Origin of the sequence: Agrobacterium cavarae (assembly GCF_004310285.1) — a bacterium.
GTDB lineage: Bacteria > Pseudomonadota > Alphaproteobacteria > Rhizobiales > Rhizobiaceae > Agrobacterium > Agrobacterium cavarae.
Window position 1 is genome coordinate 19,103 of the sequence record NZ_SISF01000023.1, and the last position, 18,203, is coordinate 37,305.

Here is an 18,203-nt window from a genome sequence, read left to right on the forward strand (position 1 = left end):
TTCGGGCCGATGCGGTAAAGCGCGCCGGTCGCAATCGAGCCCGGCACATCTGAGCTGCATAAAACGCGGGTTGCGTCGCGCCTTCAAACGAGATTATCGTCGGCGTCCTATGACTTGAGGTTATGAATGAAGCGCAGTCGCCTTCCTTTAACAGCGCTCAGAAGTTTTGAAGCAGCGGGGCGGCTCATGAGCTTCACGCGCGCTGCAGAAGAGTTGTGCATCTCGCAGGCCGCCATCAGCCGTCAGGTGCGGGAGTTGGAAGTGCTGCTTGATCGACCGCTCTTCGATCGGGGTCATCGCTCCGTCAAGCTGACGCAGGAAGGGGCAAAGTTGCTCGACGTCGTGACGGCTTCCTTCGACGCGATGTCCGATGGCCTTGCAGACGTAGAGCGCGGCAAAGGCCCCGATACGGTGAACATCAACGCCGAGCCGTCTTTTGCTGCCTGCTTCCTCACCCCGCATCTGTCGGATTTCCAGCGCAGTCATCCTGATATCGACGTACGGGTGGAGTCGGAGTCCGGCCTTGCTGAGTTTCGCCACAACGAAGACGTCGTTGCCATCCGCCACGGTCTGACGAAAACGAGCTGGCCCCGATCGGAGAGCCGGCATTTGATGGATGTCCAGATGACTCCATGCCTCTCGCCGCGACTGCTGGAAGGAAGGGCGTTGCCGCAACGGCCTATCGATCTTCTGGACTTTCCACTTCTATATGAAGACAGCCGGGACATGTGGCGAAGCTGGTTCGAGCGGACAGGCGTTTCCTCGGACGTGTATCCGCGTGGACCAATCTATACCGACGAAGGCATGACGCTTCAGGCCGCCTTGCGCGGGCAGGGCGTGGCACTTCTGGAAGAACGGTTTGCAAGGGAGTATCTGGCCTCCGGGCTTCTCATTCGCCCCTTTCAGCAGACGCTCCCCTTTGGCGCCTTTTTTATCGTGGTGCGCGGTTTCGAAACCCTGGCGCCAGCCGCCCATGATTTTCTTGAGTGGCTTTCGGAAAGCGTGCGTTCGCGAGACGCGCATTAAAATGGACCGACTGTCCTCACCGACGCGTGGACATGATTTACAGCCTCGGCCCGAAAACCGGAATCGATTTTCGGAAAGCACCATGCGTCGATTCAAAAAGGTCAAGCGGCCTTTGCGCGTCCAATAGGACGCACGGCGCTTTAGCGCAGATCCCCATCGCCCCTTTCCTTTAGCCGCCAATTGGTTTATAGGCAGCGCCAGCTAGGCATTGCCTTTGCTATTGAATGGCCAGCGCTGGACGACATCCCGGCCCTTGGCGACCGATTTTTCCTTAAAATAGAAAGGATTTTACGATGTCGATTACTGCAGAGCGCAAAGCCGCCCTCATCAAGGAATATGCAACGAAGGAAGGCGACACCGGTTCGCCTGAAGTTCAGGTCGCAATCCTGACCGAGCGGATCAACAACCTGACCGAACACTTCAAGGGCCACAAGAAGGACAACCACTCTCGTCGTGGTCTTCTGACGCTGGTTTCCAGCCGCCGTTCGCTTCTCGACTATCTGAAGAAGAAGGACGAAGGCCGTTACTCGAAGCTGATCGGTACCTTGGGCATTCGCCGCTAACATCTTGACCGGCGGGTTTCCTTTGAAGGTGCCCGCCGGTTTTTCATCCGGCAACCCCGGATAACAAGACGGACCGGATGGGCCGGAACCGTCTGAACCAACCGAAGACCTGTCATGGGGCAGGATTGCAGGATGCTTGTGCCACCGTCCGTGGCACCAGGAAAAAGCCTCCCGCTGTCTTGCCCGTGATGTGTCGCAGCCGCTGCTTCAATGGTGGAGCCGCGGCGACAAGAAGGACAAGATATGTTCAATCAACATTCCGTGGAAATCGAATGGGCAGGCCGCCCGCTGAAGCTGGAAACGGGCAAAGTTGCTCGCCAGGCTGACGGCGCCGTCATCGCAACCTACGGCGAAACCATGGTTCTCGCGACCGTCGTTTCCGCAAAGTCCCCGAAGCCGGGTCAGGACTTCTTCCCGCTGACGGTCAACTATCAGGAAAAGACCTACGCAGCCGGCAAGATCCCCGGTGGCTACTTCAAGCGCGAAGGCCGTCCGAGCGAAAACGAAACCCTCGTTTCCCGCCTGATCGACCGTCCGATCCGCCCGCTCTTTCCTGAAGGCTACAAGAACGACACCCAGGTCGTCGTCACCGTGATCCAGCACGATCTGGAAAACAACCCGGACATCCTGTCCATGATCGCAACCTCTGCTGCTTTGACGCTGTCCGGCGTTCCCTTCATGGGCCCGGTCGGCGGCGCACGCGTCGGTTACATCAATGGCGAATATGTTCTGAACCCGCATCTCGACGAGATGGACGAGTCTGTTCTCGACCTCGTCGTCGCCGGTACCCAGGACGCCGTCCTGATGGTCGAGTCTGAAGCCAAGGAACTGAACGAAGAGGTCATGCTCGGCGCCGTCATGTTCGGCCACCGTGGCTTCCAGCCGGTTATCGACGCGATCATCAAGCTCGCTGAAGTGGCTGCCAAGGAACCACGCGAATTCGAGCCGGAAGATTTCTCTGCTCTCGAAACTGAGATGCTTGGGCTTGCCGAAGCTGAACTGCGCGATGCCTACAAGATCACCGAAAAGGCTGCTCGTTACGCGGCCGTCGACGCCGTCAAGGCGAAGGTAAAGGCGCACTTCCTGCCGGAAGATGGCGAAGCCAAGTACACGGCGGAAGAAATCGGCGCGATCTTCAAGCACCTTCAGGCCAAGATCGTTCGTTGGAACATTCTCGACACCAAGAGCCGTATCGACGGTCGCGATCTCTCCACGGTTCGCCCGATCGTTTCGGAAGTTGGCCTTCTGCCGCGTACCCACGGTTCGGCACTCTTCACCCGCGGTGAAACGCAGGCGATCGTCGTCGCCACGCTTGGCACTGGCGAAGACGAGCAGTATGTCGACAGCCTGACGGGCATGTACAAGGAACGCTTCCTGCTGCACTACAACTTCCCGCCCTACTCGGTCGGTGAAACGGGCCGCATGGGTTCCCCGGGCCGTCGCGAAATCGGTCACGGCAAGCTCGCCTGGCGCGCAATCCGTCCGATGCTGCCTTCTGCTGAGCAGTTCCCCTACACGCTGCGCGTCGTATCGGAAATCACCGAGTCCAACGGTTCGTCCTCCATGGCAACCGTCTGCGGCACGTCGCTTGCTCTGATGGATGCCGGCGTTCCGCTGGCAAAGCCGGTTGCCGGTATCGCCATGGGCCTGATCCTGGAAGGCGAGCGCTTTGCCGTTCTGTCGGACATCCTGGGTGATGAAGATCACCTCGGCGACATGGACTTCAAGGTTGCCGGTACGGCAGATGGCATCACCTCGCTGCAGATGGACATCAAGATCGCCGGTATCACCGAAGAGATCATGAAGGTCGCTCTTGACCAGGCGCAGGGTGGCCGCAAGCACATCCTCAACGAGATGGCCAATGCCATCACCGAAAGCCGTGGTCAGCTCGGCGAGTTCGCTCCGCGCATCGAAGTCATGAACATTCCGGTCGACAAGATCCGTGAAGTCATCGGTTCCGGCGGCAAGGTCATTCGCGAAATCGTCGAAAAGACCGGCGCGAAGATCAACATCGAAGATGACGGCACCGTCAAGATCGCTTCCTCTTCCGGCAAGGAAATCGAAGCGGCCCGCAAGTGGATCCACTCCATCGTGGCAGAGCCTGAAGTTGGCCAGATCTACGAAGGCACGGTCGTCAAGACCGCTGACTTCGGCGCATTCGTCAACTTCTTCGGTGCACGTGACGGCCTCGTCCACATCTCGCAGCTCGCTTCCGAGCGCGTTGCCAAGACCTCCGACGTCGTCAAGGAAGGCGACAAGGTCTGGGTCAAGCTGATGGGCTTCGATGAGCGTGGCAAGGTTCGCCTGTCGATGAAGATCGTCGATCAGGCAACCGGCAAGGAAATCGCTGCCGAGAAGAAGGCTGAGGGCGACGCTGCTGCCGAGTAAGGCGCTGTCGCTTATTCCTATCGGGGCGCGGGATCTCTCCCGCGCCTTTTTTCTATTTTCAGAGCGGCTCCGTTCCGGTTAGAACGTGAAGCTGCTCCATTGTTGTTGAACACATTGTCCCGACGCAAAGACGCCTGGCGCTTTTCCGGCACATGTTCTTGAGGATGCTCCCGATGAGCCGTGACGCAGTCAAAACCCTTTTCCATCCCTTCGCTGCCGATATGCTGCCAGCGCCGAAAGCCGGCGAGCGCGTGCTGTTCCTGGGCGCGGAGGCAGGTGCACCTCGCCTGGAGGGTTTCGAGGCTGAGATCGTCGCGGTTCAGAACCTGCGGCCGCTCTATCGTGCGCTGCAGGCGCATGGTTCCGAGGTCACGCCGGAAATCTCCGGCGAGGATTACGACGCCGCCATGATCCTGTGCGGCAAGCACCGCGGCGAAAACGAAAACCGCATGGCGGAAGCCTTGAAGCGGGTCAAGGCGGGCGGACTGATCCTGGCTGCTGGCGCCAAGGAGGACGGCATCGTCACCCTGCGCAAGACGCTCGCCAAGCTTGGTATCGAAGCTGAATCCACCCCGAAATACCACGGCGTCGCAATCTGGTTTGCACGGCCTGATGATGTCTCTGCCACCGTCGCCAAGCTGGAGCAGAAGCCGGTCACTATCGATAACCGCTTCACCGCCATGCCCGGCATGTTTTCCCATGACCGCGTGGATGACGGTTCCGAACTGCTCGTCTCGCGCATGCCGACGGACTTTGATGGCAATGCGGCAGACTTCGGCGCCGGATGGGGCTATCTCTCCGTCATGCTGGCGGAGAAGTCGCCGCGCACGGCGCGCATCGATCTTTTCGAGGCCGACTACAACGCGCTGGAATTTGCCAAGACCAATCTTCTGGAAAACTGCCCGCGACTGACCGCACGCTTCTTCTGGCAGGATCTGGCCGCCGAGCCGCCAAAGGAAAAATACGATCTGATCATCATGAACCCGCCATTCCATGCGGGTGGCCAGGCCGCCGAACCGGCTCTCGGTCAGGCGATGATCAAGGCGGCAGCGACAGCATTGCGCAGCGGCGGCAAGCTGCTGATGGTTGCCAATCGCGGCCTGCCTTACGAGCCGGTGCTCGGCAGCGAGTTCCGCAAGAGTGAGGAAGTCTGCCGCAACGCGCGCTTCAAGATCCTCAGCGCCCAGAAGTAATCAAGCGTAAGAAAGAGGCTGCGGTTCATCTGCAGCCTCAGCTCAGCAGCCAGGCCCAGAGCGATACCGTCAGGACGCCGAACAGCGTCGATATGCTGATGGTCGAGGCGGCGATGCTGTGTCCGATCCCGAAGCGGTTGGCGAGCAGCCAGGAATTGATGCCCGTCGGGACGCAGGATGTCAGTACCAATGCCGATGTCCAGGCGGGGTTGAGACCCAGCAGGTGCGCCGTCGCCCAGACGCAGGCCGGTAGAAGCAAGAGTTTGAATGCGGTGACGGTCGCAGCGATGTGCAGGTTTCCGCGCACCGGATATTTGGTCAGCGCCATCCCCAATGAGATCAAGGCCGCAGGTCCCGCCATGGCGGCGACCTGATCGATCACCGTTGTGAAGACGACGGGCATCGGCGCGCCGATCATGTTGAAGCAGAGCCCGAGAATGAGGGCGATCACCAACGGATTGGTCGCCAGATTGCGGCCCACCTGTCTCAATACGGTCAGGGTGCCTCTTCTTTCTCCGCCCACCACCTTATGCGTTGCATTTTCCATCAGAATGGTTCCGGCAATCATCATGATGGGAAGATGGATGGCGAGCAGAATGGAAATCGCCACGATCCCGTCATTGCCGACGGAGCGGCTGACGAGTGGCAGGCCGATGAAGATGTTATTGGCGAAGGCCGATGAGATGCCGGCAATGACGCTGACGCGAAGATCCTGCTTGAAGAAATAGGTCGTCACCATCTGACCCGCAGCCCAGGTGATCGCGACACCGGTAAAGTATGTGATCCAGAGCTTGAACGGCGAAGCGCCGTGAAAATCAGCTTCCGCCAGCGTACGAAAGATCAACGTCGGTACGGCAATCTTGAAGACGAAGTCGCTCAACACGTCGCTCGCGTCGGCCTTGAACAGCCTCGCCTTCACCGTCAGCCAACCGATCAGAATGAGCAGAAAGATCGGGGCGACATTGACGGCGACAGCATACATGGAGACGGGCTTTCACGGCGTTCTGCGGAAGAACTACCCTGTATAGGAAAGGCCAATGGTCTCAAACCATTTTCTATAGGGAGCCGGAACAGGAGCCGTCTCCCAGAAACAGAAAAAGAGGGGATCGTCCCCGCTTCAGCCTGTGGTCCCCGTCAGTACATCCGTGCCGGGAACGACTGATGATCTAGCAGCGCTTCATGACAGGCAAATGACGCCAAAGATCAGTCTGCCGAAGGTGCAGGCAGGCGAAGTCGCCTTTTCTCTTTTCTTGTCGGCAGAAATCTTTAAGACCGAGTTCCGGATAACGCACCGGGTCGGTGCGGCTCGGACAAGAGGCTCATGACAAAATTCGACGTACTGACCGTTGGCAACGCCATCGTGGATATTATTTCGCGCTGCGATGACAGTTTCCTCATCGATAACGCCATCACCAAGGGCGCGATGAACCTGATCGATGCGGAGCGCGCGGAACTGCTCTACTCGCTCATGGGTCCGGCCCTGGAAGCGTCCGGCGGAAGTGCAGGCAATACGGCAGCGGGCATTGCCAATTTTGGCGGACCGGCAGCCTATTTTGGCAAGGTCGCCGAAGATCAGCTCGGCGAGATCTTCCAGCACGATATCCGCGCTCAGGGCGTCCATTTCGAGACCCAGCCGCGCGGCACCTTTCCGCCCACCGCCCGCTCTATGATCTTTGTCACCGAAGACGGTGAGCGTTCCATGAATACCTATCTCGGTGCTTGCGTCGAGCTTGGGCCGGAAGACGTCGAGCCGGAAGTCGTTGCCCAGTCGAAAGTCACCTATTTCGAGGGCTATCTCTGGGATCCGCCGCGCGCCAAGGATGCGATCCGCGATTGCGCCCGCATCGCCCACGAGAATGGTCGCGAGGTTTCCATGACGCTCTCCGACAGCTTCTGTGTCGGCCGTTACCGCGACGAGTTCCTCGATCTGATGCGCTCGGGCACTGTCGACATCGTCTTCGCCAACAAGCAGGAAGCGCTGTCGCTCTACGAAACCGAAGACTTCGATCTGGCGCTGACCAGGATCGCTCAGGACTGCAAGATCGCCGCCGTGACGATGAGCGAAGAAGGTGCAATGATCGTACGCGGCACGGAGCGGGTAAAGGTCGATGCCTATCCGGTTTTCGATGTCGTCGACACGACGGGTGCCGGCGATCTCTTCGCCTCCGGCTTCCTCTTCGGCTACACGCAGGGCCGTTCTCTGGAAGATAGCGGCAAGCTCGGCTGCCTTGCGGCCGCCGCCGTCATTCAGCAGATCGGACCGCGCCCAATGTCGTCGCTAAAGGCGCTGGCTGAGAAGCACGGTCTTCTATAGGATTGTTTCCGATTATCCCGTGCGTCCATCAAGGGCGCACGGTCTCTCATTAGTCCTGATTACTTGAAGGCTTCGCCGGGATAGGCGCCCCAGATTTCGCCCTGCGACACCCAGCCGCCCACCTGACCGGCTTCCGCCTTGCACCAGTCACCATTGCACTCGCCGATCCGGATCTGCACGCCAGGCTCGAGCTTCGCCACGACCGAAGCACTCGATTGTGGCTCGCGGCGCATATTGACAAACACTTCCTTGCCCTTGCCGCGCATCCACGGTGCTGCCACCGCAGTTCTTTCACCCGAAAGCAGCGCCTGGTTTACCCAGCCCTCGGTGCCGTCGGCATCGCGAATCCGGCGCCAGTTTTCATATTCCTGGATGATCTCCACCGGCATGCCGGATTTCATATACATCCAGGAGACGGCGTAATCGGTGCTCGGTCCAATGCGCATATTGACGCGCTTGGATTTCAGGCTGACGAAGCGCGGCAGCGGCAGTCCGCTGGCACCCTTTGCGGCGCCCTGTGCGAAAGCCGGTGTAGCAGCGGCATGAAGAAAACCGAATGACAATGCAATGCAGAGGATGGAGACAAAGCTACGCATGTCGTTTGACCGTTTCCGTGAAACAAGAGAATGACGTTTAAGGGGCCCCCCAGTCCTGCCGCCGAAGACGCAACATGCGAGATTTGTTTGTCTTCGCCGGTGGGTCTGGTAGAAACGCCCTTGATGAACAAATTATCGCTCTTTCTGGTTAACGACCTCTGAACAAGGTGCCTGCAGACAATGACGAACAAGAAGAGACCGACCGTCTATTTGACCCGAAAACTGCCGGATCTGGTCGAGACCCGCATGCGCGAACTGTTCGAGGCTGAATTGAATATCGAAGACGCACCCCGCACGGAGGCAGAGCTTCTGGCCGCCATGCAGCGCGTCGACGTTCTGGTGCCCACTGTGACCGATCGCATCACCGCGTCGATGATCGAGCAGGCCGGTCCTCAACTGAAATTGATCGCAGGTTTTTCCAATGGCATCGACCATATCGATGTGGATGCGGCGGCACGCAAGGGCATTACCGTGACCAACACGCCGAACGTGTTGACCGAAGACAGCGCCGACATGACGATGGCGCTCGTGCTTGCCGTTCCGCGCCGCCTTGTCGAGGGCACGCGCGTGCTTGCCAATGGCTCGGAAGACTGGCGCGGCTGGTCTCCCACCTGGATGCTTGGCCGGCGTCTCTCGGGCAAGCGCATCGGCATCGTCGGCATGGGCCGCATCGGGACTGCCGTTGCCCGCCGCGCCAAGGCCTTTGGGCTGTCGATCCATTACCACAATCGCAAGCGCGTCAGTCCAGCCACGGAAGCGGAACTCGAGGCGACCTATTGGGACAGCCTCGACCAGATGCTGGCACGCGTCGATATCGTCTCTGTCAACTGCCCATCGACGCCGGCCACCTATCACCTGATCTCGGCCCGGCGTCTCGCGCTGATGCAGCCGACGAGCTACATCGTCAATACGGCGCGCGGCGACATCATCGATGAGGCAGCCATGATCGAGTGTCTGCGCCAGGGCAAGATCGCTGGTGCGGGTCTCGATGTGTTCGAGAACGAGCCGGCCGTCAATCCAAAGCTCATCAAGCTCGCCAAAGAGGGCAGGGTGGTGCTTCTGCCGCATATGAGTTCAGCCACGATCGAAGGCCGCATTGACATGGGTGACAAGGTGATCATCAACATTCGCGCCTTTTACGACGGCCACAGACCGCCGAACCGGGTGTTGCCGGGCAGGGCTTAACTGGGCAGGGCTTAACTGGGCAGACGCTTCGTCATTTCGATAGAGGTGACCCGCGCATATCCGGCATGGGAATTCTCAGCCGTCTTGACGAAGCCCCAGGACGAAAACTGCCGGTGATTGTTGACGAGTTCGATCCTGGTCTCCAGTCGCAGACTTGGGAGCGACAGCCTGTGTGCCGTCGCTTCGGCCGTCCTCAGCAACGCTTTTCCGATACCACGGCCTTGCGCCGCAGGTGAGACGGCAAGTTTGCCGACATAGAGCGAAGCGGCCTCGGGCTTGCAAAAAATACACCCGAGCATATCGCCGCCATCGAACGCGACAAAGACAATCTCGTCCCGGATCTTTTGACGCAGATTGTCTGGCGTCAGACGGTGGGCCGAGGAAGGCGGGTCGATGACGCCATCCATATAGGCGAAGGACGACATGATCAGCGCCAACAGTTCCTCGACGCGGTCGAAGGTCTCATCGATCTGAACACTCGTGATCATGCTGCCTGGCGCCTCTTATAGCGAATGGTCTCGAAGCGGGCGGCAAGCGCATCGTAAAGCATCAGCCGCCCGACCAACGGTTCTCCGGTGCCGGTGATGACCTTGATCGCCTCCATCGCCATCGTCGTGCCGATAACACCGGTCAGCGCGCCGATAATGCCGGTCTCGGCACAGGACGGGATCAGGCCTTCCGGCGGCGGGGCTGGAAACAGATCACGGTAGCGCGGCAGCAGCATGCCGTCCGGACCTTCCTCATAGGGCTTCAGAACCGTCACCGAGCCATCGAAACGGCCAACAGCACCTGTGACCAGCGGCACCTTTGCCGCCTCCGCAGCATCTGCCGCCGCATAGCGCGTATCGAAATTGTCCGATCCGTCGATCACCAGATCGAAGGCGCTCAGATGATCATGTGCCCAGACGGTGGAAAAACGCTCTTCGAAGTGCAGCGTGCGCACATGCGGGTTGAGGCGAGATATGCTGCGGCGCGCGCTTTCCGTCTTCTGCTCGCCGATCGTGCCCGTATCGTGAATGACCTGCCTCTGCAGGTTCGACAGCGAGACGATGTCGTCATCGATAATGCCGAGCGTCCCAACACCTGCAGCAGCGAGATAATAGAGCACCGGTGCACCAAGACCGCCGGCGCCGATCACCAGCACCTTGGCAGCCTTCAGCCGCTGTTGGCCCATGCCGCCGATCTCGGGCAGGAGAATATGCCGCTTGTAGCGTTCTATTTCCTCGGGGCTAAGAGCATCCATGATCCTGTCTCCGCTACCTCAATGGGCAGAAGCCCTATCATGACACGCTGCCATGCGACACGGTGAAAAACTGGGCGCGATCCTGCAATGCTGCAAACATCGATGCATCCGTCCCGGTCATGAAACTCTGGCCGCCAAGCGCATGGATGAGGTCGAAAAGTGCGGCACGTCTGCCCTCATCCAGATGGGCTGCGATCTCGTCCAGAAGCAGGATCGGCGCGTAACCCGTCATATTGGCGGTCAGCTGCGCATGGGCAAGGACGAGTCCGACAAGGAGCGCCTTCTGCTCACCGGTGGAGCAGCGTGCCGCGTCCATATCCTTTTCCGCATGCCGGACGAAAAGATCGGCGCGATGGGGGCCTTCGAGTGTGCGTCCGGCACCCGCATCGCGATAGCGGCTTTCCCGGAGCGTGGCGAAATATTCATCCTCAAGATCGACCGCCGGTCGATGATACTGATCGTCGAGGAAGCCGGACAGCGTGAGCGTAGCCTTTGGGAAGCTGGTATCGCCGGCACGACTTTCGATCAGCGTGCGCAGCAAACCCAGCATCTCGTGGCGCGCAACAGCCATGGCAATACCAAGCTCTGCCATCTGCTTCTCGATACCGTCGAGCCAAACAGGATCGAGACGACCATCGGAAAGCAGGCGGTTGCGCTGGCGCATCGCTTTTTCGAAATCGCTGGCACGCCGTCCATGCGATGGGTCGAGGGAAAGAACAAGGCGATCGAGGAAACGGCGACGATCAGACGACGACCCCGTGAAAAGCCCGTCCATGGACGGTGTCAGCCAAAGAACCCGCAAGTGATCGGTCAATTCGTCGACGGATTTGACCGACGTACCGTTGAGTCTCAGGCGCCGTGATGGCGTATCGCCGTCCCCATCGATGCCTGTTCCGATCGCAACCTCACCATCCATGCCCGATAGGTCGGCGAAGATCGAGAACCCTGTTTCTTCTGCGCCCACGCGGGTGACATCGGATAGAACAGCACGGCGCAAACCACGGCCAGGCGACAGGAAGGAGATCGCCTCCAGCAGGTTCGTCTTGCCGGAACCATTATCGCCCGTCAGCACGACATGGCGCTCATCCAGCCGCAAGGACACTTCCGCATAATTGCGGAAATCGGTAAGCTTCAGCCGTGAGAGGAAAACTTTGGCCGTCATGCCATATCCAGAATCGTCATGGCTTACGACCTACAACATCCCGCCCCAAATCGAAACGAACTTTCTCTGACACCGAGGCTGACAGCCGCGTCATGGACAGCGTCTTCCTTGCCTAACGATCTTACGTTTACGTCTGCGTTCATTCGATTGCCAGCCGCAGATTTTGCCGTTATCGGTGCTAGTCTAATTTAGCGGGTATTGCATGCTCAGAGTCACTTCCCTTTTGCTCACCCTCGTCCTCCTCGGATCCTGCGCCGGACGGCCGGGAGCCGACGTATTGCAGGCCGTCAATACGCGGGCGACGGCGGGCAAGAGCATAGCCGCCTACGTCGTCAGTACGCGTGAGAAGGAAGCGGGCAAGACACTGGCATTCGGTGCAGGGCGTGCCGATCAGCCCAACTATGCACGCTTCGATATCTCCATCCCGCCGGATCACAAGAAAGGCAAGATCGAGTGGCCGTCGGGTAAGCCGGACGCCAAGAAAGACTTCGCCGTGACCGATCGGGACATGCTCTCAAAAGACGCATTCAAGCACGATCTCGCCGGCATTCTTTCATCCGGAAAGGATGTTGGCCTTTTTGTTCACGGCTACAATTACAGCTATCAGGAGGCCCTGTTCCGCGCCGCGCAAATGGCTGCGGACGCCGATATCAATGGCGTGCCGGTGGTCTTTTCCTGGCCGTCCATGGCCGATGTCACGGGATATCTGGCCGACAAGGAAGCGGCAACCTTTTCTCGCGATGGGCTGGCGGACCTCCTGATCGATCTCGCACAAAAATCACCCCGCAAGAACGTCATCGTTTTCGGTCACAGCATGGGGGCTTGGCTGGTCATGGAAGCCTTGAGAGAGCTCAGGCTGAAGGGCCGTAACGACGTCATCGCCAAGCTCCAGGTCATTCTCGCGGCACCGGACATCGACACCGACGTGTTTCGAAAGCAGATCGAGGTAGTCGGTCGTCTGGATCCACCGCTTACCGTGCTGGTGTCGAAGGATGATCGCGCCCTGATGGCTGCTTCCCTTCTAGCGGGCGAACGAAGCAGAGTGGGCGCACTGGACGTTACAGATCCCGAAATCAGCAAGGCTGCGAAACGCGAAGGCGTTCAGTTTGTCGATATTTCGGAGCTCGATTCATCCGATGGCTTCAACCATGATCGCTACGCCGCACTTGCCGCATTGTTGCCGAAGCTCGATGAAAAGCGTCGCGGCGGCGGCAACGATCTGACCCGCGCGGGCGCATTCGTTCTGGACGCTGTCGGCGCAACGGTGTCCAGCCCGTTCAGACTGGCAAGCAAAGTCGTCAATCCGAACTGAGGTTGATGGATCCGCGGTGACAAAGGTTGAGCGCTTGTCCGAGCACACAGGTGGCGAGGCGTCAGGTCCAGGTGTCGAGATGAATATCGGCTGGTCGTGAATTTTCGACGACGCGCTTGCCGTTGGGCAGATCGTTCTCGTAAAGCTTGGCGTGGATGGCTTGCTCGTTCAGCCCATAGCCGATCCAGCGATCGCGAAGCCGGTGCTCGAGAACCGGATAGGAGGGCCCGACGAAAATGCTGAGGTCGAAGCTGTCTTTCAGCCGGTCCCACGGTGCTTCGTCCAGCAGCAGATAATTGCCCTCTGCAAGAATGAAGCGTGTATCTGCTGAAACTGCTCTTGCGGATGCGATGGCGATTTCCCGGGAGCGGTCGAAGACAGGAACGAGTACCTCTTCGTTACTCTGGCGTACGGCTTTGACGATATCGATAAAGCCACGGACATCGAATGTTTCCGGTGCCCCTTTGCGGGCGATCAGGCCCCGGCTTTCCAAAATCCCGTTGTCCATGTGAAAGCCGTCCATGGGTAGGACTTCGGCGGTCTCGCCACGGGCAATCAGGCTGTCTCTCAGGGCATCGGCGAGTGTGGATTTGCCGGCCCCTGGGGGACCGGCAATTGCAATCATGGAGCGACGGGAGTTGGACTTCTCTGCACGGGCAAGGACATCGTCCGTCAACGCCGCAAGCGTCGGTGTCATGCGGCGATATCCTGGCGTGGCGGTTCTTTCGCGCCCGTCATGAAGGCCACCGCGTCAGACATCGTATAGTCTTTCGGATTGATGACGCAGAGACGTTTGCCGAGGCGATGGATGTGAATGCGATCCGCCACTTCGAAGACATGCGGCATGTTGTGCGAAATGAGCACGATGGGCATGCCGCGTGAGCGCACGTCCTGAATGAGCTCCAGAACGCGACGGCTCTCCTTGACGCCAAGTGCCGCTGTCGGCTCGTCCAGAATGACGACCTTCGACCCGAAGGCTGCCGCTCTGGCAACCGCAACACCCTGCCGCTGGCCACCGGACAGCGTCTCGACCGCCTGGTTGATGTTCTGAATGGTCATCAAACCAAGTTCGGAAAGCTTCTCGCGGGCGAACTTGTCCATCGCTGCATGATCGAGCTTGCGAAACACCGAGCCGAGAATGCCGGGTTTGCGGAGTTCGCGTCCCAGAAACATGTTGTCGGTGATCGACAGGGCAGGGGAGAGCGCGAGGTTCTGGTACACGGTCTCGATGCCGGCATCGCGGGCTTCCAGCGGTGTCTTGAACTGGACCGGCTTGCCTTCAAGTCGGATCTCGCCTTCATCCGGGCGGATCGCGCCCGACAGTGCCTTGATGAGCGAGGACTTGCCCGCACCATTATCGCCGATCACCGCCAGGATTTCGCCCGGGTAGAGATCGAAGTCGGCATTGTCGAGTGCCGTCACACGGCCATAACGCTTGACGAGACTATGACCTGAAAGAATGGGTTGTCTGTTCATATCCTGGGCCATCAGACGGCTGCCTTTCTGATCCATTGATCCACTGCGACGGCGGCGATGATCAGCCAGCCGGTCAACATAACCTTCCACTGCGGGTCTGCACCGAGCATGTTGAGGCCCATGGAGACCACGCCGACCAGCATGGCGCCGAAGAGCGTTCCGAGAATGGAGCCACGTCCGCCGAAGAGCGAGATACCGCCGATAACGGTCGCCGTAATGGCCTGAAGGTTGTAGTCGGTCACGGCGGCAGAGGGAGAGATCGAACCGTTACGGCCGATGGCGACCCAGGCCGCGAAGGCTGCGATGACGCCAGCGATGGTGTATACGCTGAGCAAAACCTTACGGGTCTGAATGCCGGAGAGCTTCGCCGCTTCCGGATCGTCTCCCACGGCATAGACGTGGCGTCCCCAGGCGGTTTGGTTCAGGACGTACCAGAGCACGGCGACGAGCGCGACCATCGCGATGACGCCGAGTGTGAAAATGGCAGAACCGATACGGAAGTTGGTGGCGAAGAGCTGCAGAAGCGGTGCGGTCTGCTGCACGTCGGCATCGCGGATCGTTTCATTCGCCGAGTAGATGAAATTCGTCGCCATGACGATGTTCCACGAACCAAGCGTCACGATGAAGGGCGGAAGTTTGACCACTGCTACCAGGAAGCCGTTGAAGAAGCCACAAAGTCCGCCGACAACGAAACCCGCGAGAATGGCGATAGGGGTTGGCAGCCCGTAGGTGACCGCCACATTGCCCATGACGACGGATGAAATGACCATCACCACGCCGATCGAAAGATCGATACCGGCCGTCAGGATGATCAATGTCTGTGCCGAGCCGAGAATACCGACAACGGCGATCTGCTGCAGGATAAGGGTCAGTGTGTAGGATGAAAAGAACCGTCCGCCGATCGTCATGCCGAAGATCGCAACCGACAGGATCAGGACGATGAGTGGCACGGCTGCCGGTGTCGAGTGTAGAAAATGCTGCGCGCGTTTGAGCGCGGAAACGCTTTGCTGATCGAAAGAGGCGACTTTCTTGTCGCTCCCGTCCAGCACGCGTTCGAATTCTTGAATTCCGCTCATGTTTCCTCCTCCCGCTCGCCAAACATCTATGCGCGGCGCCGAAATGTCAGCCGGGTATTACGAAAGCGAATGGTTTTGAGTGAAGTTGGCCGGGACTGATCCCGGCCATGATCTTCAGATGGTGATTGAGGGCATCAGCCCCAGCACTTCGCCAGGCCTTCCTTGACGCTGATCGAAGGAACACCCTTGACCGGCTTGTCGGTGACCAGAGAAACGCCTGTGTCGAAGAAGGACTTGCCTTCCGTCGGCTTCGGCTTTTCACCCGTGTCGGCGAACTTCTTGATGGCCTCGACGCCGAGTGCTGCCATCATCAGCGGGTACTGCTGCGAGGTCGCGCCGATGACGCCTTCCTCAACCGACTTCACGCCTGGGCAACCGCCGTCCACGGAAACGATCAGAACGTTCTTCTCCATACCAACGGCCTTGAGGGCCTGATACGCGCCGACAGCAGCCGGTTCGTTGATGGTGTGAATGACGTTGATGCCTGGGTCTTTCTGCAGAAGGTTTTCCATGGCCTTACGGCCACCTTCTTCATTGCCGTTCGTCACGTCGTGGCCGACGATGCGCGGATCGGTTTCGTCACCGATCTTGTTCGGGTCTTTCGGATCGATACCGAAGCCGATCATAAAGCCCTGGTCGCGCAGAACGTCGACGCTCGGCTGGTCAGGCGTCAGGTCGAGGAAGCCGACCTTGGCATCCTTCGCGCCGTCGCCCATCGTGCCCTTGGCCCATTCACCGATCAGCTTGCCGGCCAGGAGGTTGTCGGTTGCGAATGTTGCATCGGCAGAGTTGATTGGATCAAGCGGGGTGTCGAGAGCGATGACGAGGAGGCCTGCATCGCGCGCCTTCTTGATCGTCGGGACGATGCCCTTGGTATCGGAAGCGGTGATCAGAATGCCCTTGGCGCCATCGGCAATGCAGGACTCGATGGCTGCAACTTGGCTTTCGGAGTCACCATCGACCTTACCGGCGTAAGACTTGAGCGTCACGCCCAGTTCCTTTGCCTTGGCGGTTGCGCCTTCTTTCATCTTGACGAAAAAGGGGTTGGTGTCGGTCTTGGTAATGAGGCATGCCGAAGTATCGGCGGCCGATGCAACCGAAGCGAAAGAAACGCCAAGCGCGAGCGCGCCCAAAAAGGCTGAAACAGTGGTCTTCATATGATCCTCCCAGTGGAAACAAGCAGCCATTTGGATGACTGGTCTGCGGCCCTTCTCCTCCTAGATCAGGCGCCACTGGAAGCGATGGAACCATCAAATTAACAGGCTGTCAATAAATAAATCCAATTGAATTATTAATTCGATCTGTCATGCTCTTTAGCGTGATGGCGGGAGTGGCCAGGAGGAGACCAGACACTTTTCGCACAGCATATGATGAGTAAAGCGGTTGCGCACTTGCCTGCGACGGCTGGGAGGAAGACAAGATGTCTCGTTCTTTGGAGATGTCGCAGACGCCACCTGCGACGGCTACAGATTTGAGCGGCGGTGCCAATCAGGTCCGCGTTCGCGCCTATAACGAACGGCTGGTGCTTTCTCTGGTGCGTCGTCACAATGCCTTGTCGAAGGCCGAGATCGCTCGGCGCAGCGGATTGTCAGCCCAGACGGTCTCCGTCATCATGCGTTCGCTGGAAAAGGACGGCTTGCTGATCAGGGGCGAGCTCCTTCGTGGGCGCGTCGGGCAACCCTCCACGCCGATGCGGCTCAATCCAGATTCGGTCTACTCTTTTGGCGTGAAAATCGGCCGCCGTAGCGTCGATCTGGTGCTGATGGATTTTGTCGGTCGGATCAGGATGCAATTGCGCAATACGTATCCGTACCCAATGCCGGAATGGATTTTACCCTTTGTCGCCAAAGGCATCGCCGAGTTGGAGGGCAGGCTCGATCCGTCAGAACGCGAGAAGATCGCAGGTATTGGGATCGCCGCGCCGTTTGAACTCTGGAGTTGGGCGAAAGAGGTCGGTGCGCCCGAGGGCCAAATGGACAGTTGGAAACTGGTCGATCTTCGCCAGGAGATTGCCGATGCTGTCGACCATCCCGTCTTTCTCCAAAACGATGCGACGAGTGCCTGTGGCGCGGAATTGGTGTTTGGCAACGGCCAGGCCTATCCGGACTTTCTCTACGTCTTTATCGGCTCATTCATCGGTGGCGGCGTCGTCCTGAATTCGGCCCTGTTCTCAGGACGGACCGGCGCGGCAGGTGCGATCGGTCCGCTGCCGGTTCAGGGTCGGGATGGCAAGACGGTGCAGTTGCTGAAGATCGCCTCGATCTTCGTGCTTGAAGACATGCTGCGTGAAAGAGGCATAGACCCCAAGCCGCTGTGGTTTTCTCCCGATGAATGGATCGATTTCGGCGAACCGCTGGAAGTATGGATCCGCAATACCGGTGCCGCACTTGCCCAGGCCGTCATTGCCGCTGCGTCCATCATTGATTTCTCCACCGTCATCATCGATGGCGGCTTCCCAGGCTGGGTGCGCTCGCGCATCGTTGAAGCAACGCGCGACGCCTTAATGCTGCACGATCTTCAAGGTGTGGGCGTACCCGATATCAGGGAGGGTGCGGTCGGAAGTCAGGCACGCGCTATTGGTGGCGCCAGCTTGCCGCTGTTCTCCCGTTATCTTCTCGACCAGAATGTATTGTTTAAGGAAACCTCGACCTGACAGGCCGCGCACCCTT

17 protein-coding genes are annotated in these 18,203 nt (G+C 59.0%); 8 read left to right on the forward strand and 9 right to left on the reverse strand.

The window, feature by feature from the left end; all coding sequences use genetic code 11:
• Positions 1-126 precede the first annotated feature (126 nt).
• The 4 genes from EYC79_RS03165 to EYC79_RS03180 all read left to right on the forward strand — a co-directional run bounded on the left by EYC79_RS03165 (position 127) and on the right by EYC79_RS03180 (position 5,170).
• The gene (locus EYC79_RS03165) at positions 127-1,026 is read left to right on the forward strand and encodes a LysR substrate-binding domain-containing protein (RefSeq protein WP_130977128.1); all 900 of its coding nucleotides are present in this window, start codon (positions 127-129) and stop codon (positions 1,024-1,026) included.
• Positions 1,027-1,319: 293 nt separating this feature from the next.
• Positions 1,320-1,589, forward strand: coding sequence for a 30S ribosomal protein S15 (rpsO, locus tag EYC79_RS03170; RefSeq protein ID WP_062427177.1), 270 nt, complete (start codon positions 1,320-1,322; stop codon positions 1,587-1,589).
• Between the two features lie 243 nt (positions 1,590-1,832).
• On the forward strand, positions 1,833-3,977 hold the full coding sequence (gene pnp / locus EYC79_RS03175) for a polyribonucleotide nucleotidyltransferase (RefSeq protein ID WP_062443127.1): 2,145 nt from the start codon (positions 1,833-1,835) through the stop codon (positions 3,975-3,977).
• 173 nt (positions 3,978-4,150) lie between these two features.
• Positions 4,151-5,170 carry a class I SAM-dependent methyltransferase gene (locus EYC79_RS03180; protein WP_130977129.1) on the forward strand — a complete coding sequence of 340 codons (1,020 nt, stop codon included), beginning with the start codon at positions 4,151-4,153 and terminating at the stop codon, positions 5,168-5,170.
• 37 nt (positions 5,171-5,207) lie between these two features.
• On the opposite strand, the gene EYC79_RS03185 is transcribed toward EYC79_RS03180, so the two are convergent.
• Positions 5,208-6,152 carry an AEC family transporter gene (locus EYC79_RS03185; RefSeq protein ID WP_062427174.1) on the reverse strand — a complete coding sequence of 315 codons (945 nt, stop codon included), beginning with the start codon at positions 6,150-6,152 and terminating at the stop codon, positions 5,208-5,210.
• A gap of 339 nt (positions 6,153-6,491) precedes the next feature.
• Between EYC79_RS03185 and EYC79_RS03190 the strand changes: the two genes are divergently transcribed.
• Positions 6,492-7,484, forward strand: a complete 993-nt coding sequence (locus tag EYC79_RS03190) for an adenosine kinase (RefSeq protein ID WP_130977130.1) — start codon at positions 6,492-6,494, stop codon at positions 7,482-7,484.
• A 59-nt stretch (positions 7,485-7,543) separates the two neighbouring features.
• On the opposite strand, the gene EYC79_RS03195 is transcribed toward EYC79_RS03190, so the two are convergent.
• The gene (locus EYC79_RS03195) at positions 7,544-8,080 is read right to left on the reverse strand and encodes an SH3 domain-containing protein (RefSeq protein WP_062427172.1); all 537 of its coding nucleotides are present in this window, start codon (positions 8,078-8,080) and stop codon (positions 7,544-7,546) included.
• A 180-nt stretch (positions 8,081-8,260) separates the two neighbouring features.
• On the opposite strand from EYC79_RS03195, the gene EYC79_RS03200 reads away from it, so the two are divergent.
• Positions 8,261-9,265: a 2-hydroxyacid dehydrogenase gene (locus EYC79_RS03200; protein WP_062427171.1), complete on the forward strand. Its 1,005-nt coding sequence runs from the start codon at positions 8,261-8,263 to the stop codon at positions 9,263-9,265.
• Positions 9,266-9,276: 11 nt separating this feature from the next.
• Here EYC79_RS03200 and EYC79_RS03205 read toward each other — a convergent pair whose 3' ends face one another.
• From EYC79_RS03205 to recF, 3 genes are read right to left on the reverse strand one after another with little or no spacing between them, the layout of a single operon-like run.
• A complete protein-coding gene (locus EYC79_RS03205; protein ID WP_130977131.1) occupies positions 9,277-9,753 on the reverse strand; it encodes a GNAT family N-acetyltransferase in 477 nt (158 codons plus the stop codon).
• Positions 9,750-10,508, reverse strand: coding sequence for a molybdopterin-synthase adenylyltransferase MoeB (locus tag EYC79_RS03210; protein ID WP_113272914.1), 759 nt, complete (start codon positions 10,506-10,508; stop codon positions 9,750-9,752). The genes EYC79_RS03205 and EYC79_RS03210 overlap by 4 nt, the downstream gene beginning before the upstream one ends.
• 37 nt (positions 10,509-10,545) lie before the next feature.
• Positions 10,546-11,670 carry a DNA replication/repair protein RecF gene (gene recF / locus EYC79_RS03215; RefSeq protein ID WP_062599163.1) on the reverse strand — a complete coding sequence of 375 codons (1,125 nt, stop codon included), beginning with the start codon at positions 11,668-11,670 and terminating at the stop codon, positions 10,546-10,548.
• Between the two features lie 202 nt (positions 11,671-11,872).
• Here recF and EYC79_RS03220 point away from each other — a divergent pair, with 202 nt between their 5' ends.
• Positions 11,873-12,982, forward strand: a complete 1,110-nt coding sequence (locus tag EYC79_RS03220; protein ID WP_130977132.1) for an alpha/beta hydrolase — start codon at positions 11,873-11,875, stop codon at positions 12,980-12,982.
• Between the two features lie 61 nt (positions 12,983-13,043).
• Here EYC79_RS03220 and EYC79_RS03225 read toward each other — a convergent pair whose 3' ends face one another.
• The 4 genes from EYC79_RS03225 to EYC79_RS03240 form a co-directional block, all read right to left on the reverse strand.
• A complete protein-coding gene (locus EYC79_RS03225) occupies positions 13,044-13,679 on the reverse strand; it encodes a nucleoside triphosphate hydrolase (RefSeq protein ID WP_130977133.1) in 636 nt (211 codons plus the stop codon).
• The gene (locus tag EYC79_RS03230; RefSeq protein WP_062599625.1) at positions 13,676-14,458 is read right to left on the reverse strand and encodes an ATP-binding cassette domain-containing protein; all 783 of its coding nucleotides are present in this window, start codon (positions 14,456-14,458) and stop codon (positions 13,676-13,678) included. Before EYC79_RS03230 ends, EYC79_RS03225 begins: the two co-directional genes overlap by 4 nt.
• A gap of 11 nt (positions 14,459-14,469) precedes the next feature.
• A complete protein-coding gene (locus EYC79_RS03235) occupies positions 14,470-15,534 on the reverse strand; it encodes an ABC transporter permease (RefSeq protein ID WP_062427165.1) in 1,065 nt (354 codons plus the stop codon).
• 134 nt (positions 15,535-15,668) lie between these two features.
• Positions 15,669-16,691: a sugar ABC transporter substrate-binding protein gene (locus EYC79_RS03240; protein ID WP_062427164.1), complete on the reverse strand. Its 1,023-nt coding sequence runs from the start codon at positions 16,689-16,691 to the stop codon at positions 15,669-15,671.
• 263 nt (positions 16,692-16,954) lie between these two features.
• On the opposite strand from EYC79_RS03240, the gene EYC79_RS03250 reads away from it, so the two are divergent.
• Complete coding sequence (locus tag EYC79_RS03250) at positions 16,955-18,187, forward strand: ROK family transcriptional regulator (RefSeq protein ID WP_130977135.1); 1,233 nt, start codon at positions 16,955-16,957, stop codon at positions 18,185-18,187.
• The last annotated feature ends 16 nt before the right edge of the window (positions 18,188-18,203 follow it).

Bases quoted from the DNA above. Each gene is read 5' to 3' on its own strand.
- EYC79_RS03165 (WP_130977128.1), top strand. From the start codon at position 127: ATGAAGCGCAGTCGCCTTCCTTTAACAGCGCTCAGAAGTTTTGAAGCA.
- rpsO (WP_062427177.1), top strand. From the start codon at position 1,320: ATGTCGATTACTGCAGAGCGCAAAGCCGCCCTCATCAAGGAATATGCA.
- pnp (WP_062443127.1), top strand. From the start codon at position 1,833: ATGTTCAATCAACATTCCGTGGAAATCGAATGGGCAGGCCGCCCGCTG.
- EYC79_RS03180 (WP_130977129.1), top strand. From the start codon at position 4,151: ATGAGCCGTGACGCAGTCAAAACCCTTTTCCATCCCTTCGCTGCCGAT.
- EYC79_RS03185 (WP_062427174.1), bottom strand. From the start codon at position 6,152: ATGTATGCTGTCGCCGTCAATGTCGCCCCGATCTTTCTGCTCATTCTG.
- EYC79_RS03190 (WP_130977130.1), top strand. From the start codon at position 6,492: ATGACAAAATTCGACGTACTGACCGTTGGCAACGCCATCGTGGATATT.
- EYC79_RS03195 (WP_062427172.1), bottom strand. From the start codon at position 8,080: ATGCGTAGCTTTGTCTCCATCCTCTGCATTGCATTGTCATTCGGTTTT.
- EYC79_RS03200 (WP_062427171.1), top strand. From the start codon at position 8,261: ATGACGAACAAGAAGAGACCGACCGTCTATTTGACCCGAAAACTGCCG.
- EYC79_RS03205 (WP_130977131.1), bottom strand. From the start codon at position 9,753: ATGATCACGAGTGTTCAGATCGATGAGACCTTCGACCGCGTCGAGGAA.
- EYC79_RS03210 (WP_113272914.1), bottom strand. From the start codon at position 10,508: ATGGATGCTCTTAGCCCCGAGGAAATAGAACGCTACAAGCGGCATATT.
- recF (WP_062599163.1), bottom strand. From the start codon at position 11,670: ATGACGGCCAAAGTTTTCCTCTCACGGCTGAAGCTTACCGATTTCCGC.
- EYC79_RS03220 (WP_130977132.1), top strand. From the start codon at position 11,873: ATGCTCAGAGTCACTTCCCTTTTGCTCACCCTCGTCCTCCTCGGATCC.
- EYC79_RS03225 (WP_130977133.1), bottom strand. From the start codon at position 13,679: ATGACACCGACGCTTGCGGCGTTGACGGACGATGTCCTTGCCCGTGCA.
- EYC79_RS03230 (WP_062599625.1), bottom strand. From the start codon at position 14,458: ATGAACAGACAACCCATTCTTTCAGGTCATAGTCTCGTCAAGCGTTAT.
- EYC79_RS03235 (WP_062427165.1), bottom strand. From the start codon at position 15,534: ATGAGCGGAATTCAAGAATTCGAACGCGTGCTGGACGGGAGCGACAAG.
- EYC79_RS03240 (WP_062427164.1), bottom strand. From the start codon at position 16,691: ATGAAGACCACTGTTTCAGCCTTTTTGGGCGCGCTCGCGCTTGGCGTT.
- EYC79_RS03250 (WP_130977135.1), top strand. From the start codon at position 16,955: ATGTCTCGTTCTTTGGAGATGTCGCAGACGCCACCTGCGACGGCTACA.